Raw genomic sequence first — 25,554 nt, 5'->3', positions numbered from 1 at the left:
CCGGGTCGTCACCGGCGCCACCGCCGACGAGGTGGCCGCCGCGCTTCGTGTCGACACCTCCGCCGAGCCGACCGAGCATCCGCAGTCGGCGGACGAGGACATCGAGTACGCCGACCGGGTCCCCCGAGCTGCGCCCGCTCTTCTCCGACGACGAAGACGAACAGGTCGCGAAAAGAATCTCGGAAAATCTGCAAGAACTCTGGCCCGGGCGGCTCCTACTCCCAACGGAACCACCCACCACCGACCAGGGAGTCACCATGAACAGCACCACCCGCACCGCCCTCCGCCTGCTCCTCGCCACCCCGATCGCGGTCGGCGCGATCGCCTTCGGCGGCGCCACCGCCCACGCCGACGGCATCCCGGCCGGGCCCGGCGTGATCGTCGCCCCGCCGCCGAGCGGGGACCCGACGCCCCACGGCCCCGGCGAGATCGCCCTGCCCGAGCCGAAGCCGGACCCGAAGCCGCAGGGCCCCGGTGACATCACCAACCCCGAGCCCAAGCCCGACCCCGACCCGCACGGCCCGGGCGACATCACCAACCCGGACCCGAAGCCCGACCCCAAGCCGCACGGCCCCGGCGACCTCGCCATCCCGGACCCGCAGGACAAGCCGGACGACGAGCCGGCCGAGCCCGGTGACGCGCCGAAGCCGGGCCCGAAGGGCGGCCACCAGACCACCCCCGTGGACGACGAGCCGGCCGTGGAGGTCGCGAACAAGACCGGTGCGATCGACGTCCCGAGCCGGATCGACGCCGGCGCCGGCTCCGCGGTCGCCGTGGACGACGAGCAGGGTCTCGACCTGATGTGGCTGCTGGCCGGCGGCGGTGCGCTCACCGCGGCGGGCTCGGTGCTCGCGCGGCAGCGGCTCGCGCGTCGTACCCGCTGAGGGACCGCGAGCAGGCGGGCTGGGGAGTGGGGTCCCAGCCCGCCTGCTCAGCGTCGTTCGAAGACGATCCCGGCCCGCTGCAGGCGGGCCAGCAGCGCGTCGCCCATCGCGGTCGCGGTGGTGACCTGGCCGGAGACGTTGGGGTTGTCGTCGAGGGCGAGGCACTGGGCCGACTCGGCCAGCATCTTCGCGGTCTCGCTGTAGCCCGGGTCGCCGCCGGAGACCCGGGTGTGCACCTTCGCGCCGGCGCTCTCCGCGACGAAGTCCACGGTGAACCACGACTTCGCGCGACGGCTCTCCGAGGGCCCCTCGCCCTGCGGCACCCGCTTGAGCAGCGCCTTGCGCAGCGGCGGCACCTGCGAGGCCAGGGTCAGCCCACCGACGCCGACCGCACCACCCGCGGCGTAGCGCAGGGTCTGCGTGCCGGCGTAGTGGGAGTAGGTGAACGCCGGCCCGTACGACGACAGCGCGGCCCCGCTGCGCGCGACCACGAACGGATCGATGGTCGGCAGCGGCAGCAGCCAGTAGCCGAGGTCGGAGTCGCGGCGCGGTGAGCCGACCGAGGCCCGCGAACGACGCCCCTCGGGCCGCGGCTCCATCCGGCGCCGTGCCCCGGAGGCCTCCTTCATCTGCCGGGCCCGCGAGAAAGCGGTGAGCGCGGAGTGGAAGGTCCCGCCGGAGAAGCCCGCCTTGGAGCGGACCACACCGCGCATCGTGACCGGCGCGGTGATCTCGCCGCCGGCCTCCTTCGCGAGCTCCTGGATCGTGAAGTACGCCCCGATGTCGTGCGGGATCGAGTCGAAGCCGCACGCGTGCACGATCCGGGCGCCGGAGCCCTCGGCGGTGGCGTTGTGCTCGACGTAGGACCGGTCGACGAACTCCGGCTCGCCGGTCAGGTCGACGTAGTCGGTGCCGGCTGCCGCGCACGCGGCGACCAGCGGGCCGCCGAACTGGATGTAGGGCCCGACGGTGGTCGCGACGACCTTGGTGGTGCGGACCACCTCGGCGAGCGAGTCCGCGTCACCGGCGTCCGCGATCAGCAGCGGCAGGTCCGCCAGCGCCGGGTTGATGCCGGCGAGCCGCTCGCGCACGGCCTCCAGCTTCTGCTCGCTGCGCCCGGCGATCGCCCACCGGAGGCCCGGGTCGCCGTGCTCGGCGAGGTAGTCGGCGGTGAGCCCGCCGGTGAATCCGGTCGCGCCGAAGAGGACCACGTCGTACGGACGGGAGCTGTCTGCCATGCCCCGGAGTCTTTCATTGCCGATGGAACCCAGCGCAAGCCTCGTCCCGTCGTAGGTTCAGCAGATCGATCGGGGGACGAGGCATCCGTGGAACCAGAGCACGAGACGGCGTACGCCGACTACGTCGAGCAGAGCTGGCCCTCGCTCGTCCGCGCCGCCGTCTTCCTGGGCGCGCGGCCGGACGAGGCGGAGGACCTGGCGCAGACGACGTTGGTGCGCTGCTACACCGCCTGGGAGCGGGTCAGCGCCGTCGACAACCGCGACGCCTACGTCTACCGGATGCTGCTCAACTGCCTGCGTGACACGCGTCGCACCCGCTGGTGGAAGGACCGCCAGTACGACGCACCCGACGCCGTCGAGCGGCCCACCACCGAGCGCGGCGGTGATGCCGCCGAGCGGGTCGCGGTCGCCGACGCCGTGCACCGCGCGCTCGGCACCCTGACGAAGCCGAACCGGGACGTGGTGGTGCTGCGCTACTTCGTCCAGCTCTCCGAGAAGCAGACCGCCGAGGCGCTCGGCGTGCCCGCCGGGACCGTCAAGAGCCGGCTCTCGCGGGCGCTGGCCCACCTCGCCGCCAACGACCACCTCCTCGACCTGTCCGGAGGGACGAAGTGACCGACCTCGAACGACTCTGGGACGACTACGACGCCGGCCGCGCGCCCGTCACCGCGATCCTCGCCGCCGCCGCGGGCGAGCGGCACCGGCGCCGCCGGCTGCTCGTGCGCCCGCTGCTCACCGCCGGTGTGGTCACCGGCCTCGCCGGCGCCTTCGTCGCCGGCACGCTCGTCGACGGCTCCGGCCCCAGTACGCCGCCCGGCACCGAGGCGCTGCCGGAGCGGGTCGCCTTCCAGGCGGACCTGGAGCCGGCGAGGTCGTGCGCGGACCTGCTCTCGACGTACCGGGCCCGGGCGAGGACCGTCGTCGGTCCGTGGGGATGGGGTGACCACAGGACGGTCGCGCTGTCGAAGAGCCTCAACGACTACAGCGCCCTGGACTCGATCGTCGGTGCCGCCAAGCCGCGCAGCGCGGCAGTCCCGCAGACCGATCGCGTGACCAACAGCGAGACCGGCACCAACGTCCAGGAGACCGGCATCGACGAGCCGGACACCGTCAAGACCGACGGCAAGGTGCTGGCCACCGTGCGCGACGACCGGCTGACGATCTACGACGTCACCGGCACCTCGACGACCACCCTCGGCTCGCTGGCCCTGCCGGGCATCGGGCACGCCGAGATCCTGCTGTCGGGCGACACCGTCGTGGCGATCGGCGACGACGGCAAGGGCGAGCCGGAGCACCCCGGCACCCGGGTGCTGACGATCTCGATCGCCGACCCGAAGGACCCGAAGGTCGCCGACGACGTCCGCTACGACGCCGCGAGCCTCTCCGCTCGCCAGCACGGCTCGGCGATCCGGCTGGTGCTCGCCTCCGGCCTGCCGGACCTGGACTTCGTCTCCCCGGGCGGCAAGCGCAGCGCGGAGCAGGCGCTGCGCGAGAACCGCGCCGTCATCGACAAGACCACCATCGAGGACTGGCTGCCGAGCGTCACCAGCGACGGGAAGACCCGGCCGCTGCTGGACTGCACCGACGTCGCCGTGCCGTCCGACGACCTGGTGGTCGACACGACCAGCATCGTCGGCTTCGACGCCGGCCAGCCGACCCGCCTGGACGCGATCGGGCTGGCGGGGCGCACCGGGATCGCCTACGAGTCGGCGGACCACCTCTACCTCGCGACGCAGAGCGCGCAGGGTCTCTGGGACCGCCGCGTCCTCGACTGCGTCGGGCCGTGCGAGGGGCCGGTCGTCGGCAAGGACACCGGGTCGTCGTACCTCTTCGACTTCGCGCTCGACGGCACCGCCGCCACCCACGTGGCCTCGGGCGAGGTGGAGGGCTCGATCCGCGACCGCTGGTCGATGGACGAGGCCGGCGACGTGCTGCGGGTCGCGGTCGGGCCGACCGAGCAGACCGGGGCCTTCAACTCCGTCGTCACCTTCCGCCGCCAGGGCACCGAGCTGGTCGAGGACGGCCGGCTGGACGGCCTGGGCCCCAACGAGGACCTGAAGTCGGTGCGGTGGTTCGACGACCTGGCCGTGCTGGTGACCTTCCGCAAGGTGGACCCGCTCTACGCCGTGAACCTCACCGACACCGCCCACCCGCGGCTGATCGGCAAGCTGAAGGTCCCCGGCTTCTCCACCTACCTGCACCCGCTGGGCAGCTGGCGGATGGTCGGCGTCGGCGAGGGCCCGAGCAAGGACGGCTGGGGTGCCCAGGTCGGTCTCTTCGACGTCCGGGACATCACCAAGGTCCGCCAGCTCGACTCCTTCGCCTTCGGCCGCGGCTTCCAGGCGCTGGCCGGGACGGACCCGCGGGCGTTCACCTGGCTGCCCGAGAAGCGCGCCGTCATCACCGTGCTGGAGCGCTACGCCGGCCGCCGGATCGGCTACGTCGCGGTGTTCCGCCTCTCCGGGGGCCAGCTCTACCCCAAGCTCGTCCAGGTGGAGTACGGCGACGACGTGGACGACGTGCGCGCCGTACCGATGCCGGACGGGCGGGTCGTGCTGGTCACCGGCGACAAGGCGCAGTTCTTCGAGCTCTGAGCGGGGTAGGGTCCCGACGACGACCGACGCTCGGGAGGAAACGTGGCGGACCAGCACCTGACGCTCGACCAGATCAGGCAGGCGGTCGCCTCCGTCCTCGCCACGCTCGCGCTGCTGCTGCTCGGGCTCGGGCTGTTCCTGCCGATCGCGACGGTGGAGGCGGGCGAGTCCTACCGCGCCCAGGAGAGCGCCCTGACGCTGTGGCAGGAGGCCATCGACGACGGCTTCACCGACGGTGGCGGAGCGGGCACGGTGACCTGGGGGGTGGTGCTCCTGGTCATCACCCTGGCCGCACTGGCGGGCGCCTGGTCCGCGGCGTTGATGTTCGGAGGCGGGATCGGCCCGACCGGCGGACGGGTCGCCCGGGTGGCGGGCGCGGTGCTGCTCGTCGGAGCGACCTGGATGGCGTTCCGGGCGGACCGGCTGGCCGAGCTGGCGCAGGAGTGGAACGACCCCCGCGACTCCTCCGTGACCGCCGGAGCGGGCGTGTGGTGGTTGCTCGCCGGCGCGGTCGTCCTCGCCGCGGCGACGCTGCCGCCGTCGGTCCAGCGGCTGTGGCGAGCCGAGGAGCGGCAGCCGACCGGCTGAGCCGACGCCGCGCGCGGCGTACCGTGGAGGCATGTGCCGCAACATCCGCCCGCTCAACAACTTCGAGCCGCCGGCGACGTCCGCCGAGGTGAGCGCCGCCGCCCTGCAGTTCGTGCGCAAGGTCAGCGGGACCACGAAGCCGAGCCAGGCCAACCAGGCCGCCTTCGACGAGGCCGTCCACGAGATCGCCCACATCACCCAGCACCTGCTCGACCAGCTCGTCACGACCGCGCCGCCGAAGAACCGCGAGGTCGAGGCGGAGAAGGCCCGCGAGCGGGCCCGGCTGCGCTACGGCGCATGACCCTGCTCGAGCCGAACGCGATGGTGGTCGCGACCGACGCGGCCCTCGCCCGCTGCGCCGAGGGGCCGCTCGTCGTGCTCACCGGCGCCGGGCTCTCCACGGACTCGGGCATCCCCGACTACCGCGGACCGGGCGCGCCGGTGCGGATGCCGATGACCTACCAGGAGTTCGTCTCCGGGCCGGCCGCGCAGCAGCGCTACTGGGCGCGCAGCCACCTCGGCTGGTCGCGCATGCGACGGGCCGAGCCGAACGCCGGCCACCGCGCCGTCGCCGCCCTCGGCGCCGACCTGGTCATCACCCAGAACGTCGACGGGCTCCACGAGTCCGCCGGCACGCCCCGCACCATCGCCCTGCACGGGCGCATCGCCGACGTCGTCTGCCTGACCTGCCGCCGTACGACGCCGCGCGCCGCCCTCCAGCAGCGCCTGGAGGACGCCAACCCCGGCTGGGCCGCGCGGCACGCCGACGTCGCGGTGCGCCCGGACGGCGACGTCGACCTCGACGACACGGCCGGCTTCGTCGTACCGGGCTGCGCGGGCTGTGGCGGCATCCTCAAGCCGGACGTCGTCTTCTTCGGCGAGAACGTCCCCAAGCCCCGGGTCGAGCGCTGCTACGCCGCCGTGGAGTCCCTCGGTGAGCGCGACGGGACCCTCCTCGTCGCCGGATCGAGCCTGACCGTGATGAGCGGCCTGCGGTTCGTCCGACGCGCGGCGCAGCACGGCACGCCGGTGGTGATCGTCAACCGCGGCGCGACGCGCGGGGACGACCTGGCGACGTACAAGGTCGACGCGGGGACCAGCGAGTGGCTGGCTGCCCTCGCCGCGGCCCGCCGCTGAGGCCTACAACCGCTTCACGAAGATGTGGTCGGCCGCCTCGGGGAAGATCTCGGCGGTCTCGCCGCCGGAGCCGACCAGCACCCCGTCGGGCGTCGCCTGGATGGTGACCGTCTTGTCCGGCAGCGCGCCGACGCGGTGCATGGCGCTCATCAGCGCCTCGTCCTTCTGCATCTCCTCCGAGATCCGGCGCACGAGCGCCAGCGAGCTCTCCTTGGACGCGGCCCGCGAGAGCGGCTCGACGTCGTCCATGAAGTCCTCGGCGGTCTTGTCCTCGCCGAGCTCGTCGAGCCCGGGGATCGGGTTGCCGTACGGCGACTCGGTCGGGTGGTCGAGCAGGTCGAGCAGCCGGCGCTCGACGGTCTCGGACATGACGTGCTCCCAGCGGCACGCCTCCTCGTGGACCTGCTCCCAGTCGAGGCCGATCACGTCGACGAGCAGCCGCTCGGCGAGCCGGTGCTTGCGCATCACGCGGGTGGCGAGCCGGCGCCCGTCGTCGGTGAGCTCGAGGTGGCGGTCGCCCTCGACGGTGAGCAGGCCGTCGCGCTCCATCCGGGCCACGGTCTGCGACACGGTCGGGCCGCTCTGGTGGAGGCGCTCGGCGATCCGGGCACGCAGCGGGACGATCCCCTCCTCGATCAGCTCGTAGATCGTGCGGAGGTACATCTCGGTGGTGTCGATCAGGTCGCTCACCACTCCATTGTTGCGCATGGGGCTGGCAGGCTGGATGTCGTGACCACCCTGCTCGTCCCCCACCGCTTCAACGGCCCCCCGCGCTCCGGCAACGGAGGCTGGGTCGCCGGCGCCCTCGCCGCCCGTCTGCCGGGCCAGGGGCTCGGCCGCCCGGTCACCGTCACCCTGCGCCGACCGCCCCCGCTGGAGACCCCGCTGGAGCTGACCGCGACCGGACGCGGCGCCGTCCTGAGCCACGACGGGCACCCCGTCGCCGAGGCGGTGTACGCCGAGCAGCAGCTGGCCCCGGTCGAGCCGGTCACCGCGAGCGAGGCGGCCGCCGCCGAGGAGCGGTACGCCGGCCACCGGGTGCACCCGTTCCCCTCCTGCTTCGTGTGCGGCACCGCGCGCCGCCCGGGCGACGGCCTGCGGATCTTCCCCGGACCGGTCCAGGGCGAGCGCGTGGCGGCCACCTGGACGCCGTACGAGAGCAGCGTGGCGGTCGCCTGGGCCGCGCTCGACTGCCCGGGCGGCTGGTCCTCGGACCTGGAGGGCCGCCCGTCGGTGCTGGGCCGGATCACGGTCGAGGTGCGTCACCTGCCGCACACCTCCGAGCGGTACGTCGTGGTCGGCGAGCAGCGCGTGCTCGACGGCCGCAAGACGCACACCGCCGCCACCCTCTACGGCCCGGGCGACGAGGTCGTCGCCACGGCCGAGCACACCTGGATCGCGATCGACCCCGAGGAGTTCCGATGACCACGAGCCCCCACCCCTGGTGGTACGACGCCGTCGTCTACCAGGTCTACGTCCGCAGCTTCGCCGACGGCATGCCCACGCCCGGCGACGGCATCGGCGACCTGGCCGGCATCACCTCGCGGCTGCCGTACCTGCGCGCGCTCGGCGTGGACGCGCTGTGGATCACCCCGTTCTACCGCTCGCCCCAGAAGGACCACGGCTACGACGTCGCCGACTACCGCGACGTCGACCCGCTCTTCGGCTCCCTCGCCGACTTCGACGGCCTGCTCGCGACCGCGCACGACCTGGGCCTGCGGGTGATCGTCGACCTGGTCCCCAACCACACCAGCGACCAGCACGCCTGGTTCCAGGCGGCGCTCGCCGCCGCACCGGGCTCTCCGGAGCGGGCCCGCTACCTCTTCCGCGAGGGCAGGGGGAAGGACGGCGGCGAGCCGCCCAACAACTGGCAGTCGATCTTCGGCGGTCCCGCCTGGACCCGGGTGCCCGACGAGGGCGGCAGCGTGGCGGGAGGCGATCGCCGGCAGCTTGCTGCCCCGCCATCGCCGGAGACGCGCTCGCCCCAGAAGGCGCAGTGGTACCTGCACCTGTTCGACAGCTCGCAGCCGGACCTCGACTGGCGCAACCCCGAGGTCGGCGACATGTTCGAGGACGTGCTGCGGTTCTGGCTCGACCGCGGGGTCGACGGCTTCCGGGTCGACGTGGCGCACGGGCTGTTCAAGGAGGAGTCGCTGCGCGACCAGGTCCTGCCCGAGAAGACCGGGGGCGCGGAGGAGCAGGCCGAGCCGAAGCAGGCCGAGTCGATGGTCGAGCGGGTCGTGCGCGACGAGCCGATGTGGGAGCAGCCGGAGGTGCACGAGGTCTACCGCCGCTGGCGCGAGGTCCTCGACTCCTACCCCGGCGACCGGATGGCCGTCGCCGAGGCGTGGACCCAGACCCCGGAGGCGATGGCGGAGTTCATCCGCCCCGACGAGCTGGACCAGGCGTTCAACTTCGCCTGGCTGACCACGCCGTGGTCGGCGGAGGAGTTCGCCGAGGTGATCGCGGGCTCGATCGCCGCGGTCGCGACCGCCGAGGCCGCGCCCACCTGGGTGCTGTCCAACCACGACGTGGTCCGCCACCCGACCCGGTACGGCGGCGGGCCGGCCGGTGTCGCCCGCGGCCGCGCCGCGACGCTCGCCATGCTGGCGCTGCCCGGCTCGGCGTACCTCTACCAGGGCGAGGAGCTCGGCCTGGAGCAGGTCGACGTGCCGCCCGAGGCGCGCCAGGACCCCTCGTGGTTCCGCACCGGGGAGCCGGGACGCGACGGCTGCCGGGTGCCGCTCCCGTGGTCGGGCTCGGCGCCGCCGTACGGCTTCGGGGGCGCGGACGGGACGCAGCCGTGGATCCCGCAGCCGGACGGCTGGTCAGGGCTCACCGTCGCGGCCCAGGACGCCGACCCCGACTCGACGCTCGCGTTCTACCGCCGCGCGCTGGCGACCCGTCGCGAGGTGTTCGCCGGTGCCGACGAGGCGACGGCGGCGGAGGCCGACGAGGACGTGCTCGTCGTACGGCGCGCGGGCGTCACGGTGGTGGTCAACACCGGCGTGGAGCCGGTGGCGCTGCCGTCGGGCGAGGTGCTGATCAGCAGCGGGCCGTTGCCCGGCGGGGTGCTCCCGCCGGACACGGCCGCGTGGGTGCGCTGAGGCCTCAGCAGCCGTCGCCCGGCTCGCTGAGCGCCTCGTTGTAGCGGTGCAGCGAGGCCGCGAAGGCCCGCATCTCCTCCGGGGACCACTCCCCCAAGCGCTCGACGAGCAGGGCCCGCCGGTCGTCGGCGACCTGCTCGAGGCGTCGTACGGCGTCCTCGCTGGCGGTCAGCAGGGTCGCCCGGCCGTCCTCGGGGTCCGGCGAGCGGTCGATCAGGCCGAGGTCGATGAGGTGCTGGACCTGGCGGCTGATCGCGCCCTTGTCGATGTCGAGCACCTGGCCCACGGCCGAGGCCCGCACCGGGCCGTGGTCGCGGACGTAGCCCAGCATCAGGTACGACGACGGGAGCAGGTCCGGGTGCACGGCCCGGGCCCGCTCGCCGATCACCCGGCGCACGCGGCGGATGAGCACGCCGACCTCCGACTCCAGCTCGCGCAGCGCGTCGCTGCGCGAGCCGGTCGCGACGGTGGTCATCGCCGGTTCCCCACCTGCGCGTCGTCGCCCTCGACGTCGTAGGCCGGGTAGTCGACGGCCTCGCTGGTGGCGACCACGCCCGCCTGGATCTCCGACTCGGCGACGCTCGGGCCGTTGGTGGTCCGCAGCGGCACCTCCTTGATGAACAGGATGCAGAGGAAGGCCACGACCGCGAACGGCGCGGCGACCATGAACAGGTGTCCCACGGCGTCACCGAACGACGCCTCGTAGAGCGAGCGGATCGGGCCGGGGAGCGCGCTCAGCTGGGGGATGTCGCCGGTCGAGTGCTGCATCTCGGCGAGCTGCTCGGGGCTGATCTTGCCGGCGGCGACCAGCTGCTTGACGCCGTCCGTGACGTGGCTGCTGACCTGGTGGGCGAGCACCGCGCCGAGCGCGGCGACCCCGGCGGAGCCGCCGATCGAGCGGAACATCGCGACCACCGAGCTCGCCGCACCGAGGTCCTCGGGGGCGGTGTTGTTCTGCACCGAGAGCACCAGGTTCTGCATGGTGGCGCCGAGGCCGACGCCGACGATCGCCATGAAGAGACCGACCACGACCAGCGGGGTCTCCGCGTCGATCGTGCCGAGCAGCGAGATGCCGGCGATGACCAGCACCATGCCGCCGACGAGCCACCGCTTCCACAGGCCGGTCTGGGTGATCACCCGGCCGCTGATGATGCTGGAGACGAGCAGGCCGCCGACCATTGCGATCGACATCAGGCCCGCCTCGGTGGGGCTCATGCCGCGGGCGAGCTGGAAGTACTGGCTCAGGTAGACCGTGGCGCCGAACATCGCGACACCGATCATCACCGACGCGGCGGTGGCCAGCGCGGTGGTGCGGTCGCGGAAGAGGCGCAGCGGGATGACCGGCTCGGCGGCGACCTTGGCCTCGACCCACAGGGCCGCGCCGATCAGGGCGATGCTGCCGGCGACGAGCGCGGCAGACGTGCCGGAGATCCAGTCGAAGTTGGTGCCGGCCAGGCTGACCCAGACGAGGATCAGGCTGATGCCGCTCATGATCAAGGTGGCGCCGGCGTAGTCGATCTTGACCTCGCGCTTGATCGTCGGCAGGTGCAGGGTCTTCTGCAGCACGACGAAGGCGACCACGGCGACCGGGATGCCGACGATGAAGCAACCGCGCCAGCCCAGCGGGCTGTCCACGACCAGGCCGCCGAGCAGCGGGCCGCTGACGGTGGCGGTGGCGAAGACCGCGCCGATGTAGCCGCTGTAGCGGCCGCGCTCGCGCGGGGAGACCATCGAGGCGATGACGACCTGGACCAGCGCGGTGAGACCACCGACGCCGAGGCCCTGGAAGGCGCGCGCGCCGATGAGGACGCCCATGTTGGGCGCCGCGGCGGCGACGACGGAGCCGATGGAGAAGATGACCAGCGCGGCCTGGACCAGCAGCTTCTTGCTGAACAGGTCGGCCAGCTTGCCCCAGATCGGGGTGGTGGCGGTCATGGTGAGCAGGGTGGCGACGACGACCCACGTGTAGCCGGTCTGGCTGCCGTGCAGGTCGGTCACGATCGCGGGCAGCGCGTTGCTGACCACGGTGCTGGAGAGCATGGCCACGAACATCGCCAGGAGCAGCCCGGTCAGGGCCTCCAGGATCTCGCGGTGGGTCATCTGACCCGGTTCGGCGGTGGCCGGAGAACTAGTTGACATGTATCAACCATATGCCGATTGGTTGACGACGGCAACTTTCTGTGACGCGGAACACCGCGGGGCGGCACCGCTGGGAAATGCAGCGACCCGCAGGTGCGGCTCGTCGGAGCCTCACCCGGCGGATGGACCGGGCTCACCTGCGGGTCGGGTGGCTGCTGTTGGATTCGCGGGCAGCCGCATCCTTGGAGTGCAGGCTGCTAGCGAGCAGCCACCTCACGCATCCGATGAGAAATCATTCTTCGGACCACCTCCTTTCCCGTGTGCGAAAAGACTAGGTCGCGCTCCGGCGCCGCACAACGGATTTCTCGGGGATCGCGACCTAGGGGTTCGAGATCGCGACCGACGATGACATCGAGGTCCACGACCCGCCGACCTCGATGGTGTCACCGGCCAGGATGTCGAGCGTCACGCACATCGCGCCGGACGGCGGCACCGCCGCGTCGACGACCAGGCCGGAGGCGCCCCAGACCGGCGCGAAGCGCTGGGTCGAGGTGTGGAAGGTGCCGTTGATGACCCCGGTCAGGCGGAAGGTGCAGCCCGCGCAGCTCAGGCTCAGCCTGACGTTCTTCAGACGCGCCGGCCAGACCGACCACGAGGTCCAGTCGCCGGTGATGGCGAGCGTCCATGTGCCGACGGGAGTCGTGGTGACTGGACCACAGAGGGACTGGTTGCAGATGCCGGATCCCATCTGGCTCAGGGCGACCATGTCGGCGCCGTAGGCCCGGCTGGTGCCCGAGGAGGAGACGGTCCCGTAGAGGTTCAGCGACCCACAGGAGACGGTCTGCGCGGCCTCGATGTCGGTGAAGGAGAGGCCGCTGCTGACAAACGACACGGCGCCACCCGTGGGCGTGTACGTCGTCGCCGCGCGCGCCGGGCCGGGCATCGACAGGATCAGCGCGATCGTGAGCAGGGCGACGACGAGGCCGCTCACCCCCGCCCTCGACGTGCGCACGTTTCGCAGGGGCTGCATGGGATGTCCTCTCGCCGGCGTTGCCCTGCACGCTGCGCGCCCTCCTCCGGCCGGTCAAGCCCGGCGGGCGTGCGGCACCCGAGATCCGGACGGGCGACCGGATCCGGCCGCGTTGCGCCGGTCACACCGGGGAATGCCTGCCCGGCACCCCTCCTTGAGCCGACCGTCGGGAACACCAACCCCGATTAATCGGATTGAGTTACTTGCCTTTAAGGTGGGCGACTCATCGGCCACCCGCCGCCCCTCGGCGCGACCACCCTCGCGCCCCGAAGAAGAGGAAGACGATGTCGGACCAGACTCCCCTCATCGAAGCCCCCAAGTCCCGCGTGCCGCTGATCGCCGCCGTCGTCGTGGTCGTGCTCGCCATCGTCGGCGTGGTGACCTTCCTCGTCGTCCGCGGCGGGGACGACGCCCCGCGCGCGACCGGTGGCGACAAGGCGCCCGCCCTGTCGAAGGACAAGCCGGTCAAGGTCGTCATCGGCGCGGTCAACGCCAGTGAGCCCTACTGGGACACCTTCAAGGCGCGCGCCAAGGACGCCGGCATCGACCTGGAGATCAAGGACTTCGCCGACTACACCCAGGCCAACCCGGCGCTGAGCCAGGGCGAGCTGGACGTCAACCAGTTCCAGCACCTCGTCTACCTCGCGCAGTACAACGTCGCCAACGACGACGACATCGTGCCGATCGGCGCGACCGCGATCTTCCCGCTGGGCCTGTACTCGCAGAAGTACGAGGACGTGGCGGACATCCCCGACGGCTCGACCGTCGTGGTCCCCGACGACGACTCCAACCAGGCCCGCGGCCTGCTCGTGCTGCAGTCCGCCGGCCTGGTGAAGCTCAAGGACGGCGGCTCGGCGTTCTCCACCGTCGCCGACGTGGACGAGTCCGCCTCGCGAGTCAAGGTCAAGGCGCTGCAGGCCGACCTGACGGCCACCTCGCTGCCCGACGTGGCCGCGGCGATCATCAACAACGACTTCGTCACCGACGCCGGCCTGAAGTTCTCCGACGCGATCGCCAAGGACGACCCGAAGGACCCGAAGGCGCTGCCCTACGTCAACGTCTTCGCCGCGCGCGCCGAGGACAAGGACAACGCGGTCCTGCAGAAGCTCGTCGAGGTGTTCCAGCAGAGCCAGGACGTCCTCGACGGCGCCGACAAGGCCTCCGGCGGCACCGCGCAGTTCCTCACCACCAGCCCGGCCGAGCTCCAGGCCAGCCTGGACGAGGTCGAGACGCAGCTGCGCGCCACCAAGAAGTGATCCCGTGGTGAGCACCGCACTGGTCGAGCTGCGCGAGGTCGTCAAGGAGTTCCCGGGCGCTGGGCGGGGCAAGCCCGCCCAGCGCGCGGTGGACGGCGTCGACCTGCGCGTGGAGCGGGGCGAGATCTTCGCGATCATCGGCTACTCCGGCGCGGGCAAGTCCACGCTGGTGCGGCTGGTCAACGCGCTGGAGCCGGTCACCTCGGGGAGCGTGGTCGTCGACGGCGTCGACGTCACCACGCTCTCCGAGCGGGCCCTGCGCGAGCTGCGCCAGGGCATCGGCATGATCTTCCAGCAGTTCAACCTGATGGAGTCGCGCACGGTCTGGGGCAACCTCGCGTTCCCGCTGACCGTCGCGGGGGTCTCCAAGGCCGAGCAGCAGAAGCGGATCTCCGAGCTGCTGCACTTCGTCGGCCTCGCCGACAAGGCGCACGCCCGGGTCACCGATCTCTCCGGCGGGCAGAAGCAGCGCGTCGGCATCGCCCGGGCGCTCGCCACCAACCCCCGGCTGCTGCTGGCCGACGAGGCCACCAGCGCGCTCGACCCGGACACCACCCGCGACGTGCTCGACCTGCTCGCCAAGGTCAACCGGGAGCTCGGCATCACCATCCTGCTGATCACCCACGAGATGGACGCCGTACGACGCATCGCCCACCGGGTCGCGGTGATGGAGTCCGGCAAGGTCGTCGAGTCCGGCCCCGTGCTCGACGTCTTCACCGCGCCGGAGCACCCGGTGACCCGGCGCTTCGTCAGCACCGTCGTCGACGACCTGCCGCCCGAGGACGTGGTCGCCGCCCTGCGCGAGACCCACGACGGACGCTTCGTCCGGCTCGCCTTCCGCGACCGGTCGGTGCGCCAGTCCGAGGCGTTCGCGGCGTTCTTGCGCCACGACGTCTCCTTCGAGCTGGTCTACGGCGGCATCGAGGAGGTGCAGGGCAACAGCTTCGGCAACCTGACCCTGGCCCTCACCGGCACCGACGCGGCCATCGACGCCGCGCTGGCCGACCTCGACGGCGTCGTGCCGTGGACGGAGGTGGCGCGATGAGCGCGCTCGCGAGCGACACCCGGCTGTGGGACCTGCAGCCGGAGTTCTGGGCGGCCGCGGGCGAGACCGTCGTCATGGCGTCCATCGCGCTGGTGCTCGGCGGGCTGCTCGGCCTCGGCCTCGGCCTCGGCCTGTACCTCACCCGCAAGGGCGGGCTCTACGCCAACCGGCCGGTGTTCTGGATCCTCAACGTGGTCGTCAACTGCTTCCGGCCGATCCCGTTCGTCATCTTCATCGCCGCGCTGCAGCCGCTCGCGCGCGACGTCGTCGGCACGGGCATCGGCATCAAGGCGGCGACCTTCGGCATCACCGTCGCGGCGATCTTCGGGATCAGCCGGATCGCCGAGCAGAACCTCGTCACGGTCAGCCCCGGCGTCATCGAGGCGGCCCGCGCGATGGGCGCCAGCCGGGCGCGGATCACGCTCACCGTGCTCGTGCCGGAGGCACTCGGGCCGCTGGTCCTCGGCTTCACCTTCGCCTTCGTCGCGATCGTCGACATGACGGCGATCGCGGGCGTGGTGGCCGGCGGCGGCCTGGGCTCCTTCGCCCAGCGCTTCGGCTTCCGCCAGTTCGACTACCTGCTGATGTGGGCTGCCATCCTGGTCCTGGTCGCCATGGTCATGGTGATCCAGGTGGCCGGCAACCTGCTGGCGCGCCGGATCCTGCGCCGCTGAGAACCGATCGGGCCTCCCGGGCGTCGGACCAACAGACCGATCGCCCCGGGAGGCCCGATGTTCCGCTCCGCCGCACCCCTCGTCCTGCTGCTGGCCCTGACCGGCTGCGGCTCCACCGACGACGAGCCCACCGCCGAGCCCACCGCCGAGGCGTCACCGACGGCGCCGGCGAGCTCCGCGGGTCCCACGACGGCGGTGCCGCCGAAGGCCTCCGCCAAGGCCGAGGAGACCCTGGACCTCGACATCGCCCCCGGCATGCTCGGCGAGGTCCGGGTCGGGATGACCCGCGCGGCGTGGCAGCGCACCGGCCAGCTCGAGGACGGCGCCTCCGTGTGCGCGGAGAAGGCCCGCTGGACCGGCAACCCCAAGGGCATCGTCGTGATCACCGACGACCAGGCCACCGTGCGGCAGATCCTCGTCAGCGTGCGGGGGCCGCGCACCGACCACGGCGGCATCGGCGTCGGCTCGACCTACGGCGAGCTGCGCGCGGCGTACCCGGACCTCACCCCGCTGGTCGCCGACGGCTACGACGGCGCGTCGACGTACCCGCCCGGCGAGGAGGACGGCAAGGCCTACCTCGGCTTCCTGCTCGGCGTGCCGCCCGCGGAGGTCACCGACAGCACCCCGATCACCTCGATCGCGGTGACCGGCGGCGAGCGGGCGTACTTCCAGTACGACTGCTAGGAGATCAGCTCGTCGATCCGGGTGTACGCCGAGGCGTCCCCCGCCACCACGACCGAGCGCCGTCCGTCGATGCCCACCGGGACGGCGCCCTGGACGGTGATCCGGCGCATCTCGCGCGGCTGGGTGTCGAAGTCCGCGACGGCGTAGTGCTGGGTGGCGCGGTTGTCCCACATCGCCACGTCGCCGGGCGCCCAGCGCCAGCGCACGGTGTTCTCCAGCTTGGTGACGCGGTTCTGCAGGAGCTGGAAGAGCGCGATCGACTCGGTCGAGGTGAGACCGACGAAGTCCTTCACGAAGTGGCCGAGCAGCAGCGACCGCTCCCCCGTCTCCGGGTGCACGTGCACGACCGGGTGGCGGGTCTCGAAGATCTGCGAGGCGAAGTCCGCGCGGGTGTAGTTCGCGTCCGGCTCGTCGTGCTCCTCGTCGCGCTGGGCGTAGTCGTAGGAGTTGGTGTGGTGGGCCCACAGCTCGTCGACGAGGGCGCGCAGCGGCGCCGGCAGGCCGTCGTACGCCGCCGCCGTGTTGGCCCACACCGTGTTGCCGCCGAAGTCGGGCAGGGTGACCGCGCGCAGCACGCTGATCGCCGGCACCCGGTCCACGAAGGAGACGTCGGTGTGCCACGAGTTGGCGGCCATCCCGCGGTTGGCGGTGACCCGCAGGACGCGGGCGCTGCCGGTGTTGACGGTCGGGTGCGCGGTCGTCAGGTCGCCGAGCAGCTCGGCGAAGGCGGCGTGCGCCTCGTCGTCGAGGTGGTGCTGGCCGCGGAAGAAGACGACCTTGTGGCGCAGCAGCGCGGCGCGCACCTGCTCGACGACGTCCGGCGCCAGGTCACCGCCGAGCCGGACGCCGGAGATCTCGGCGCCGAGCCGGCCGCCGACCTGGCGGACCTCGACGGGCTGGCGGGCGGTGGAGTGGGTGGGGCTGGTGGGGTGGACGGCCAGGGTCACGACGACCTCCTCGGGACGGCGGCGACCGAACAGTCTTACTTGAGTAAGACTATAGACATTAACCCCACAATGGTCAGGCGTGCTGCCCGCCGAGCTCGAGCAGCACCACGCCGACCACCACGAACGCCAGCCCGGCGACCTGCACCAGGCTCAGCGACTCACGGAAGATCACCAGCCCCAGCAGCGCGATGGCCGCCACGCCCACGCCCGACCACACGGCGTACGCCGTGCCGAGCTGCATGCCGCGCACCAGCGACTGCGACAGGGCGTAGAACGCCACGACGTACCCCAGCAGGACCACGATCGAGGGCGCCAGGCGGGAGAACCCCTCCGACGCCCGCAGCGACAGGGTCGCCACGACCTCGCTCCCGATGGCCAGCACCAGCCACCACCACATGCTCACACCGCCGCGGCCGCGAACTGCGCGGCGTGCAGCCGGGCGAAGGCGCCGTCGCGCTCCAGCAGCTCGGCGTGCGAGCCCTGCTCGACGATCCGGCCGTGCTCCATGACCAGGATCAGGTCCGCGTCGCGGATCGTGGAGAGCCGGTGCGCGATCACGAACGACGTCCGGTCGGTGCGCAGGGCCGCCATCGCCTGCTGGAGCAGCAGCTCGGTGCGGGTGTCGACCGAGGAGGTCGCCTCGTCGAGGATCAGCAGCGCCGGCTGGGCCAGGAACGCCCGGGCGATGGTGATCAGCTGCCGCTCGCCGGCCGAGAGGTTCGAGCCCTCGTCGTCCACCTTGGTGTCGTAGCCCTCGGGCAGCGAGTGCACGAACCGGTCGACGTACGTCGCCCGCGCGGCCGCACGGATCTCCTCCTCCGTCGCGTCCGGCCGCCCGTAGGCGATGTTGTCGCGGATGGTGCCCTCGAACAGCCAGGTGTCCTGCAGCACCATCCCGATCCGGCTGCGCAGCTCGGCGCGGCTCATCGCGGTGACGTCGCGCCCGTCGACCAGGATCCGGCCGCCGTCGAGCTCGTAGAAGCGCATGATCAGGTTGACCAGCGTGGTCTTGCCGGCGCCGGTCGGGCCGACGATCGCCACCATCTGGCCGGGGTGCGCGACGAGCGAGAGGTCCGCGATGAGCGGCTCCTCGTCGTAGGAGAACGAGACGTGCTCGAAGCGCACCTCGCCGCGGGTCTCGGTGCGCGCCGGCTCGGTCTCCAGGGAGGACGGGGCGACCTCCTCCTCGGCGTCGAGCAGCTCGAAGACGCGCTCGGCGGAGGCGACGCCGGACTGCAGCAGGTTGGCCATCGAGGCGATCTGGGTGATCGGCTGGGTGAACATCCGCGTGTACTGGATGAACGCCTGCACCTCGCCCAGGCTCAGCGAGCCGGACGCGACCCGCAGGCCGCCGACGACGGCGATCACGACGTAGTTGAGGTTGCCGATCAGCATCATCATCGGCATCACCAGGCCGCTGATGAACTGGGCCCGGTACGACGACTCGTAGAGCTCCTCGTTCGCCTCGGCGAAGCCCTTCTCCACCGCACCGCGCTGGCCGAACACCGTCACCAGGGCGTGCCCCGAGATCGACTCCTCCACCTGCGCGTTGAGCTTGCCGGTCATCCGCCACTGGTTGATGAACTGGCTCTGCGAGCGCTTCATGATCCGGCCCGTGGCGAACATCGCGATCGGCACCGAGACCAGCGCGATCAGCGCCAGCAGCGGCGAGACCCAGAACATCATCCCGAGCACGCCGACCACCATGAGCAGCGACGTGAGCAGCTGGCTCATCGTCTGCTGGAGGTTCTGCGCGACGTTGTCGATGTCGTTGGTGACCCGGCTGAGCAGCTCACCGCGCGGCTGGCGGTCGAAGTACGACAGCGGCAGGCGGTGGACCTTCTCCTCCACGTCGGTGCGCATCCGCCGCACCGTCGCCTGCACGATGTCGTTGACGAGGAAGCCCTGCAACCAGCCGAGGACCTGCCCGCCGACGTAGATCAGCAGCGTGATCATCAGCAGGTGGCCGACCCGGTCGAAGTCGACGCCCTGGCCCGGCACGAAGTCGAGGCCGCGCAGGAAGTCGGCCAGGCCGCCGTCGCCGCGTGCCTCGGCACCGGCGACCGCGTCGGCCTTGGTGGTGCCGGGCTCCAGCCGGCCGCCGATGTAGCCGTTGAAGACGGCGTCGGTGGCCTTGCCGAGCAGGTACGGGCCGACCACGACCGAGGCGACCGAGCCGATGCCCAGCAGCAGGACGGCGATCGCGCGGCCGCGGGCGGGGCGCAGCATGCCGAGCAGCCGGCGCGCGGACGTGCCGAAGTCGTCGGCCTTCTGGCCGACCATGCCGCCCATCGGGCCGCGGCCGGGGCCGCCCTGCTGGACGATCCGCTCGGTCTGCTTCATCCGCCCGCCGGTCGAGCCTGTCGAGACCTTGCCCGCCCCGCCACCGTTGGTCGAGCCGCCACCGTTGGTCGAGCCGCCACCGTTGGTCGAGCCTGTCGAGACCTCACTCATGCCGGCACCTCCTCTGCCTTGATGCCCTGGGACGCGGCGATCTCCCGGTACGTCGGGTTGTCCCGCAACAGCTCGTCGTGCGTGCCCTGGCCGACCACCCGCCCGTCCTCCAGCACGAGGATCACGTCGGCGTCGCGGATGGTGGCGATCCGCTGTCCGACCACGATCACCGTCGCGTCCCGGGTCACCGGCCTCAGCGCCGCCCGCAGGCGGGCGTCGGTGGCGACGTCGAGCGCGGAGAAGGCGTCGTCGAACAGGTAGATCTCCGGGCGCCGGACCAGGGCCCGGGCGATGGCGAGGCGCTGGCGCTGGCCGCCGGAGACCGTCGTACCGCCCTGGGCGACGGGGGTGTCGAGACCCTCGGGCATCTCGCGGACGAAGTCCGCGCCCTGCGCGATCTCCAGTGCCTGCCACAGCTCCTCGTCGGTCGCGTCCGGGCGGCCGTAGCGCAGGTTCGTCGCGATGGTGCCCGAGAAAAGGAACGCCCGCTGCGGCACCAGCCCGATCTTCGACCACAGCAGGTCGGGGTCGAGCGCGCGGACGTCGACGCCGTCCACGGAGACCGTGCCCTCGGTGGCGTCGAGCAGCCGCGGCACCAGGTTGACCAGGGTCGTCTTGCCGGCGCCGGTCGAGCCGATCAGCGCGACCGTCTGGCCCGGTCGCGCCGAGAAGGAGACCCCCGTCAGCACGGGCGCCTCGGCGCCGGGATAGGTCAGGCCGACGTCCTCGAGGTCGAGGTGGCCGGAGAGCGCGACCTCGGTGACCGGGGCCGCCGGCGGCACGACGCTCGTGTCGGTCGCCAGCACCTCGCTGACCCGGTCGGCGCTGACCGCCGCGCGCGGGATCATCATCAGCATGAAGGTGCCCATCATCACCGACATCAGGATCTGCATCAGGTAGGACAGGAACGCCGTCAGCGCGCCCACCTCCATCTGCCCGCTGTCGACGCGGTGGCCGCCGAACCAGATCACGCCCACGCTGGCGACGTTCGAGACCGCCATGACGAGCGGGAACATCAGCGCCATCCAGCGCCCCGCCCGCAGCGAGACCTCCGTCAGGTCGCCGTTGGCGGCGTCGAAGCGCTTGGTCTCGTAGGGCTCGCGCACGAAGGCGCGGACCACCCGGATGCCGGTGATCTGCTCGCGCAGGATGCGGTTGACGTCGTCGAGGCGCTCCTGGACCTGGCGGAACGCCGGCACCATCTGCGAGACCACGATGCCGATGCAGACGAAGAGCACGGGGACGACGGCGACCACCAGCCAGGACAGGCCGAAGTCCTCGCGCATCGCCATCACCACGCCGCCGACCATCATGATCGGGATGGTCACGGCCATCAGGCAGGTCATCATCGCCAGCATCTGCACCTGCTGGACGTCGTTCGTCGCGCGGGTGATCAGCGACGGGGCGCCGAAGCCGGACACCTCCCGGGCCGAGAAGCTGCCGATCCGGTGGAACACGCGGCCGCGGACGTCGCGGCCGAACGCCATCGCCGTACGACCGCCGAAGTAGGCCGCCGTCATCGAGCAGGCCGCCTGGAGCAGCGAGAAGGCGAGCATGACCGCGCCGATCCGCAGCACGTAGCCGTTGTCGCCGCGGGCGATGCCCTTGTCGATGATGTCGGCGTTGAGGTGGGGCAGGTAGAGCATCGCCGCGGTCGAGGTGAGCTGGAGCACCACGATGATGCCCAGCCAGCGGCGGTACGGCGCGAGGTAGGTGCGCAGCAAGGTGAACAGCATCAGCCGTCCGTCCTCTCCACACCGTGCAGCACGGTGTCGACGATCTGGGCAGGGGTCAGCAGGTCGTCGTCGGCGATCTCGCGGTGGGAGCCGGCGAACGTCAGCAGGCGCCACACGTGCAGCACCCGCTCGGGGGTCATGGTGAGGCGGTCGGCGTCCGGCTCGATCAGGGCGAGCAGGCGGCGTCGTACCTCCTCCAGGCCGGTGACGATCTCCGGCCGGTCGTGCAGGTGCTGCGGCGGCCCGACCGCCCCCAGCGCGCGCATCAGCTCGAAGATCGCGAGGAAGCGCTGCTGCAGGATCGAGGTCATCGCCAGCAGCCGCTCCCGAAGGGGCAGCCCCGGGTCGATCTCGTCGAGCCGGTGCAGCACGTCGCCGGGCGCGAAGGCGCGCGCGATCGTCTCGTCGATCAGCGCGTCCTTGGACTCGAAGACCCGGAAGATCGTGCCCTCCGCGACGCCCGCCGCCTCCGCGATCAGCTTGGTCGTGACGGCGCGCCCGTGCTCGTAGAGCAGCGGACGGGTGGCCCGGACCAGGGCTTCACGACGGTCCTCGGGCGAGAGCGGGGCAGCGCGGGGTGGCACGCCGGCAAGTATGAATGAGTGAGCACTCACTCACAAGCGATTATCCGCCGCCTCTCCGTCGACTTGGGGTTTCCCACCCGTGAGTCGGCAGTTCCCACCCGTGAGTTGGCGGTTCCCCCCCGGCGGAGTCGTCGCCGAGTCCCAAGTCGCGGGTGGGAAGCCCCAAGTCGCGGGTGGGAAACCCCAAGTCAACGGAGGGACAGGTCGCTGCCGGGCAGCACCGGGAGCCGCAGCCGGGCTCCGTCGAGGCCACCGATCCGCACCGAGTGCAGCCCGGGCAGGGCGAGCGGGGAGGCGAGCGACGTACCGACGAGCTGGACACGGATGCGGTGGCCGGCGCGGAAGCGGTTGCCGACGGGCCAGAGCTCGACCTGGTAGCGGCGGAACTCCCCAGGGCCGGCGGCGGAGGGGTGGGTGTAGTCGCCGTACGGCGAGACGACGCGGCCGACCTGGTCGGTGAGCGAGCGGGCCGGGTCGATCCCGGGATAGCTCGTCGAGAGCCGGCCGACGGTGAGCGGGTGGGCACTGCCGTCGGGGGCGACGTCGGACAGGACGGCCCAGATCCCGGAGCCGGGGGTGGTCGTGGCCATCGTCAGGTCGAGGGCGACGGGGCCCGCGAGGTCGGCGTCCGCGGCGAGTGGGCGGGTGGTGAAGGACTGGCCGGTGAGCCCGTCGAGGGCCGCCAGGTCCGACCGGGCGAGCAGCGGGAGCGCGCCGGTGAGGGCGCTGAGCCCGCCGGCCTCCAGCAGCGCGATGTTCGGTACGTCGGTCATGGTGGGCAGCGTCGGCACGGTCAGGTACGACGCGACGGAGCGCGCCGACGGCACGGCACCGGTCAGCGCCCGGCCCGGCGCCAGCGCCAGCTCCGCCCACCGGGTCCCGGGCACGGGCCAGTCGGAGGCGGTGACGGTGGTGTGCTGCCCCGCGAGGTACGACGCCCGCGAGCCCTGCGCGAGGGTCAGGCTCACCCGGGGCGTGGCCTCGACGCCGTTGTCGACGCCGCGCACGTAGTGGTCGAGCCAGGCGGCGGCCTCACCGCGCCCGCCGTCGGTGCCGGCGGGCACGCCGTCGTGGCCGCCCTCCATGACGAGGTGGGCGCCGTCGGCGCGCAACGCCTGGTAGGCCTGGAAGGCGCCGCGCGACTCGACGTCGTAGAAGCCGTTGATCATCAGCACCGGGATGTCGTTGGCGTCCCCGCGCCAGCCACGCTGGCGCCACCAGTCGTCGAGGGTGGGATGGGCGAGCACGTCGACACCGGTGCTGAACAGCCCGCCGACGACGTCGAGCGAGGAGCCGGGGTCGCGCTCGAGGCGGTCGATGCCCTGCAGCAGCGCGGGAGCGCCGATCAGGCCGAGGACGCCGGCACCGGGAAGGAGGTTGAGGATGCCGCCGGGGACCAGCAGGTCGCGGTAGAGCTCGTGGGTGCCGGACTTGAGGATCGCGGCCTTCACGCAGGGCAGCCGCTGGTGCCAGGAGTTGTAGAGCACGATCGCGCTGGCGGAGAAGCCGTTGAGCGCGAGCCGGCCGTCGCTGAACGGCTGGTCGCAGGCCCACCGCAGGGTCTCCACGACGTCGGCCTGGCTGCGCGGCCCGAGCGCGTCGAACGAGCCGTCGCTGTCGCCGGTGCCGCGGACCTGGACCAGCAGGAAGTTGTAGTCGGCGCTCACGTCGAGGGTCTGGCTGCCGTCGCCGTACGGCGAGAACTCCACCACCGTCGGCTTGGCGCTCACCGGCCCGGTGCTGGTGAGCGTGGTCTGCAGCTCGACGCCGTCGGAGGTGGTGAACCGCTGCTCGACGACGACCCGCACGGGCTCCTCGGCGCGGGCCGGAGCCGGCGTGGCGACCAGGCCCGTGCCGGTGACGGCGGTCGCGAGCAGGACCGCTGCGATGCGCTTGTCCATGGTGGCCCAACGAGACCACGCGCCCGCGGCTATGCCGACCCCGGGACAATGGGGCCATGGCACGCGTCGCTCTCGTCCTCGGCTCCGGTGGTGCGCGCGGCTACGCCCACCTCGGCGCGGTCGAGGAGCTGCGCGCCCGTGGGCACGAGGTCGTCGCCGTGTCCGGTACGTCGATGGGCGCCGTCGTCGGCGGCCTGATCGCCGCCGGCAAGGACGAGGAGTTCGCCGACTGGGCGGCCACGCTGACCCAGCGCCGCGTGGTGCGGCTGGCCGACCCGACCTGGGGCGGCGGGGGCGCGGCGAGCGCGGAACGGCTGATGGCGAGCCTCGACGAGCTGGTCGGCGAGGTGATGATCGAGGACCTGCCGATCCCGTTCACCGCGGTGGCGACCGACCTCGCGGCGCGCCGCGAGGTGTGGTTCCAGCGCGGTCCGCTGATCCCCGCGATCCGCGCCTCGATCGCCATCCCCGGGCTGTTCACCCCGGCGGTCGTCGACGGCCGCGTCCTCGTCGACGGCGGCCTGCTCAACCCGCTGCCGCTGGAGCCGACGGCCGCCGCGGCGGCCGACTTCACCCTCGCCGTGTCCCTGCAGGGACCGCGCGAGCCGCACGAGCCGTCCTCGCCCGCCCGTGGCTTCTCGGTACGACGGGCCGAGTGGGCCGCCGACCTGCGCCGGCGCTTCCGGCGCGGGGACGACCTGGCGGAGGTCGTGCCGATCGGGGCGCCGGAGGCACCGGCGCAGGCGCCGGCCGAGGCCGAGGTGCGCCCCGACGTACGGACCTCGGAGGTCGTCGCGCAGTCCTTCGACGCGATGCAGAGCCTGATCACGCGCTACCGGCTGGCCGCGCTGCCGCCGGACGTGCTGGTCACCGTGCCGCTGGGCGCGGCGCGGACCCTGGACTTCCACCGCGCCGAGGAGCTGGTCGACCTCGGCCGTGAGCTGACCCGCCAGGCGCTGGACGACGCCGAGCGCTGATCGGCCGCGCCGGCCGGTCGCGGCGGTCAGTCGCGCCGGGCGAGGTCCTCGGCACGCTCGAGCAGCGCGCTGACGACCTTCGCGTGCGTCGCGGCGATCGCCCGGGGATCGGTGACCGGGTTGTCGCGATCGATGACGAGCACCGTGACGAGCAGGTTGTCCCGGCGGACCGCGTCCGTGCCGAGGTAGCCGCCCACGCCGCCGTCGCCGCGCGGGTCGGTCCACGACGTCTCCCGGTGCAGGCCCTCGGCCCACCAGCCCTCGGTCGCGCTCTCGTGACCGGCGCCCTGCTCGGCGCCGTCGTCCTGGTAGTCGGCGACGTCGATCGACGCCAGCCGCTCGAAGTCCTCGTCGGGCACGTCCTCGCCGAAGAGCTCCAGCTCGACGCTGATGCTCAGCGTCCGCCCGTCCTGGGCGCCGAGCTCGATCCCGCACACCCGGGTGGCGTCCCGGCCCGTGCCCTCCACGGTCTCCTCGGCGCTCACCGTCATCCCGGGGTACGACGAGCGCACCAGCGCCGGCGCGCCGAGCCCGTCGCAGACCGCCTCCGCCAGGCCCGTGTACGGCGGGTCGCCGGCACCGCACGCCGCCAGCGGCACCAGCAGCAGCGGGGCGAGCAGGCCCGCGCGACGCATCGCG

At 72.5% G+C, this 25,554-nt stretch carries 25 protein-coding genes; 13 read left to right on the top strand and 12 right to left on the bottom strand.

The window, feature by feature from the left end:
- Nucleotides 1-257 precede the first annotated feature (257 nt).
- Nucleotides 258-884 carry a hypothetical protein gene (locus MRBLML1_RS20800; RefSeq protein ID WP_364519625.1) on the top strand — a complete coding sequence of 209 codons (627 nt, stop codon included), beginning with the start codon at nucleotides 258-260 and terminating at the stop codon, nucleotides 882-884.
- Nucleotides 885-931: 47 nt separating this feature from the next.
- On the opposite strand, the gene MRBLML1_RS20795 is transcribed toward MRBLML1_RS20800, so the two are convergent.
- Nucleotides 932-2,122, bottom strand: coding sequence for a saccharopine dehydrogenase family protein (locus tag MRBLML1_RS20795; protein WP_364519623.1), 1,191 nt, complete (start codon nucleotides 2,120-2,122; stop codon nucleotides 932-934).
- A gap of 87 nt (nucleotides 2,123-2,209) precedes the next feature.
- On the opposite strand from MRBLML1_RS20795, the gene MRBLML1_RS20790 reads away from it, so the two are divergent.
- The 5 genes from MRBLML1_RS20790 to MRBLML1_RS20770 are packed head-to-tail and all read left to right on the top strand — an operon-like array spanning nucleotide 2,210 to nucleotide 6,441.
- Nucleotides 2,210-2,737, top strand: a complete 528-nt coding sequence (locus MRBLML1_RS20790; protein WP_364519621.1) for an RNA polymerase sigma factor — start codon at nucleotides 2,210-2,212, stop codon at nucleotides 2,735-2,737.
- Nucleotides 2,734-4,716: a beta-propeller domain-containing protein gene (locus MRBLML1_RS20785; RefSeq protein WP_364519619.1), complete on the top strand. Its 1,983-nt coding sequence runs from the start codon at nucleotides 2,734-2,736 to the stop codon at nucleotides 4,714-4,716. The genes MRBLML1_RS20790 and MRBLML1_RS20785 overlap by 4 nt, the downstream gene beginning before the upstream one ends.
- A 42-nt stretch (nucleotides 4,717-4,758) precedes the next feature.
- Complete coding sequence (locus MRBLML1_RS20780) at nucleotides 4,759-5,304, top strand: hypothetical protein (RefSeq protein WP_364519617.1); 546 nt, start codon at nucleotides 4,759-4,761, stop codon at nucleotides 5,302-5,304.
- Between the two features lie 31 nt (nucleotides 5,305-5,335).
- Nucleotides 5,336-5,605 carry a DUF2277 domain-containing protein gene (locus MRBLML1_RS20775; protein ID WP_364519615.1) on the top strand — a complete coding sequence of 90 codons (270 nt, stop codon included), beginning with the start codon at nucleotides 5,336-5,338 and terminating at the stop codon, nucleotides 5,603-5,605.
- On the top strand, nucleotides 5,602-6,441 hold the full coding sequence (locus MRBLML1_RS20770; RefSeq protein ID WP_364519613.1) for a Sir2 family NAD-dependent protein deacetylase: 840 nt from the start codon (nucleotides 5,602-5,604) through the stop codon (nucleotides 6,439-6,441). The genes MRBLML1_RS20775 and MRBLML1_RS20770 overlap by 4 nt, the downstream gene beginning before the upstream one ends.
- A 3-nt stretch (nucleotides 6,442-6,444) precedes the next feature.
- Here MRBLML1_RS20770 and MRBLML1_RS20765 read toward each other — a convergent pair whose 3' ends face one another.
- Nucleotides 6,445-7,131 (bottom strand): metal-dependent transcriptional regulator, encoded by a 687-nt coding sequence (locus tag MRBLML1_RS20765; RefSeq protein ID WP_364519611.1) that lies wholly within the window; start codon nucleotides 7,129-7,131, stop codon nucleotides 6,445-6,447.
- A 39-nt stretch (nucleotides 7,132-7,170) separates the two neighbouring features.
- Between MRBLML1_RS20765 and MRBLML1_RS20760 the strand changes: the two genes are divergently transcribed.
- Complete coding sequence (locus tag MRBLML1_RS20760; RefSeq protein ID WP_364519609.1) at nucleotides 7,171-7,866, top strand: hypothetical protein; 696 nt, start codon at nucleotides 7,171-7,173, stop codon at nucleotides 7,864-7,866.
- Nucleotides 7,863-9,548, top strand: coding sequence for a glycoside hydrolase family 13 protein (locus MRBLML1_RS20755; protein ID WP_364519607.1), 1,686 nt, complete (start codon nucleotides 7,863-7,865; stop codon nucleotides 9,546-9,548). Before MRBLML1_RS20760 ends, MRBLML1_RS20755 begins: the two co-directional genes overlap by 4 nt.
- A gap of 4 nt (nucleotides 9,549-9,552) precedes the next feature.
- Here the strand turns inward: MRBLML1_RS20755 and MRBLML1_RS20750 are convergent, their stop codons facing one another.
- The 3 genes from MRBLML1_RS20750 to MRBLML1_RS20740 form a co-directional block, all read right to left on the bottom strand.
- The gene (locus MRBLML1_RS20750) at nucleotides 9,553-10,023 is read right to left on the bottom strand and encodes a MarR family winged helix-turn-helix transcriptional regulator (RefSeq protein WP_364519605.1); all 471 of its coding nucleotides are present in this window, start codon (nucleotides 10,021-10,023) and stop codon (nucleotides 9,553-9,555) included.
- A complete protein-coding gene (locus MRBLML1_RS20745; protein ID WP_364519603.1) occupies nucleotides 10,020-11,648 on the bottom strand; it encodes an MDR family MFS transporter in 1,629 nt (542 codons plus the stop codon). The genes MRBLML1_RS20750 and MRBLML1_RS20745 overlap by 4 nt, the downstream gene beginning before the upstream one ends.
- 358 nt (nucleotides 11,649-12,006) lie before the next feature.
- Nucleotides 12,007-12,657, bottom strand: a complete 651-nt coding sequence (locus MRBLML1_RS20740; RefSeq protein WP_364519601.1) for a hypothetical protein — start codon at nucleotides 12,655-12,657, stop codon at nucleotides 12,007-12,009.
- A gap of 284 nt (nucleotides 12,658-12,941) precedes the next feature.
- Here MRBLML1_RS20740 and MRBLML1_RS20735 point away from each other — a divergent pair, with 284 nt between their 5' ends.
- The 4 genes from MRBLML1_RS20735 to MRBLML1_RS20720 are packed head-to-tail and all read left to right on the top strand — an operon-like array spanning nucleotide 12,942 to nucleotide 16,316.
- On the top strand, nucleotides 12,942-13,913 hold the full coding sequence (locus MRBLML1_RS20735; RefSeq protein ID WP_364519599.1) for a MetQ/NlpA family ABC transporter substrate-binding protein: 972 nt from the start codon (nucleotides 12,942-12,944) through the stop codon (nucleotides 13,911-13,913).
- A gap of 4 nt (nucleotides 13,914-13,917) precedes the next feature.
- The gene (locus MRBLML1_RS20730; protein ID WP_364519597.1) at nucleotides 13,918-14,958 is read left to right on the top strand and encodes a methionine ABC transporter ATP-binding protein; all 1,041 of its coding nucleotides are present in this window, start codon (nucleotides 13,918-13,920) and stop codon (nucleotides 14,956-14,958) included.
- Nucleotides 14,955-15,632: a methionine ABC transporter permease gene (locus tag MRBLML1_RS20725; protein ID WP_414691289.1), complete on the top strand. Its 678-nt coding sequence runs from the start codon at nucleotides 14,955-14,957 to the stop codon at nucleotides 15,630-15,632. The genes MRBLML1_RS20730 and MRBLML1_RS20725 overlap by 4 nt, the downstream gene beginning before the upstream one ends.
- Nucleotides 15,633-15,689: 57 nt before the next feature.
- Nucleotides 15,690-16,316 (top strand): hypothetical protein, encoded by a 627-nt coding sequence (locus tag MRBLML1_RS20720; RefSeq protein ID WP_364519595.1) that lies wholly within the window; start codon nucleotides 15,690-15,692, stop codon nucleotides 16,314-16,316.
- Here the strand turns inward: MRBLML1_RS20720 and MRBLML1_RS20715 are convergent.
- The 6 genes from MRBLML1_RS20715 to MRBLML1_RS20690 all read right to left on the bottom strand — a co-directional run bounded on the left by MRBLML1_RS20715 (nucleotide 16,313) and on the right by MRBLML1_RS20690 (nucleotide 23,938).
- The gene (locus MRBLML1_RS20715) at nucleotides 16,313-17,263 is read right to left on the bottom strand and encodes a TauD/TfdA dioxygenase family protein (RefSeq protein ID WP_364519593.1); all 951 of its coding nucleotides are present in this window, start codon (nucleotides 17,261-17,263) and stop codon (nucleotides 16,313-16,315) included. The two genes, MRBLML1_RS20720 and MRBLML1_RS20715, sit on opposite strands and share 4 nt — an antisense overlap.
- A gap of 73 nt (nucleotides 17,264-17,336) precedes the next feature.
- Complete coding sequence (locus tag MRBLML1_RS20710; protein ID WP_364519591.1) at nucleotides 17,337-17,660, bottom strand: DMT family transporter; 324 nt, start codon at nucleotides 17,658-17,660, stop codon at nucleotides 17,337-17,339.
- A gap of 2 nt (nucleotides 17,661-17,662) precedes the next feature.
- Entirely contained in the window at nucleotides 17,663-19,717 is a 2,055-nt protein-coding gene (locus tag MRBLML1_RS20705; protein ID WP_414691287.1) for an ABC transporter ATP-binding protein, read from the bottom strand.
- A complete protein-coding gene (locus tag MRBLML1_RS20700; RefSeq protein ID WP_364519589.1) occupies nucleotides 19,714-21,453 on the bottom strand; it encodes an ABC transporter ATP-binding protein in 1,740 nt (579 codons plus the stop codon). Before MRBLML1_RS20700 ends, MRBLML1_RS20705 begins: the two co-directional genes overlap by 4 nt.
- Complete coding sequence (locus MRBLML1_RS20695) at nucleotides 21,453-22,037, bottom strand: TetR/AcrR family transcriptional regulator (protein ID WP_364519587.1); 585 nt, start codon at nucleotides 22,035-22,037, stop codon at nucleotides 21,453-21,455. The genes MRBLML1_RS20700 and MRBLML1_RS20695 overlap by 1 nt, the downstream gene beginning before the upstream one ends.
- Nucleotides 22,038-22,225: 188 nt before the next feature.
- Nucleotides 22,226-23,938 (bottom strand): CocE/NonD family hydrolase, encoded by a 1,713-nt coding sequence (locus MRBLML1_RS20690; protein ID WP_364519585.1) that lies wholly within the window; start codon nucleotides 23,936-23,938, stop codon nucleotides 22,226-22,228.
- A 56-nt stretch (nucleotides 23,939-23,994) separates the two neighbouring features.
- On the opposite strand from MRBLML1_RS20690, the gene MRBLML1_RS20685 reads away from it, so the two are divergent.
- Nucleotides 23,995-24,915, top strand: coding sequence for a patatin-like phospholipase family protein (locus MRBLML1_RS20685; RefSeq protein ID WP_364519583.1), 921 nt, complete (start codon nucleotides 23,995-23,997; stop codon nucleotides 24,913-24,915).
- 26 nt (nucleotides 24,916-24,941) lie between these two features.
- Here the strand turns inward: MRBLML1_RS20685 and MRBLML1_RS20680 are convergent, their stop codons facing one another.
- On the bottom strand, nucleotides 24,942-25,550 hold the full coding sequence (locus tag MRBLML1_RS20680) for a hypothetical protein (protein ID WP_364519581.1): 609 nt from the start codon (nucleotides 25,548-25,550) through the stop codon (nucleotides 24,942-24,944).
- Nucleotides 25,551-25,554: the final 4 nt, after the last annotated feature.

This window comes from Nocardioides sp. LML1-1-1.1 (assembly GCF_040676175.1).
In the GTDB taxonomy this organism is placed as follows: domain Bacteria; phylum Actinomycetota; class Actinomycetes; order Propionibacteriales; family Nocardioidaceae; genus Nocardioides.
This window is presented reverse-complemented; position numbering and strand designations above follow the sequence as displayed.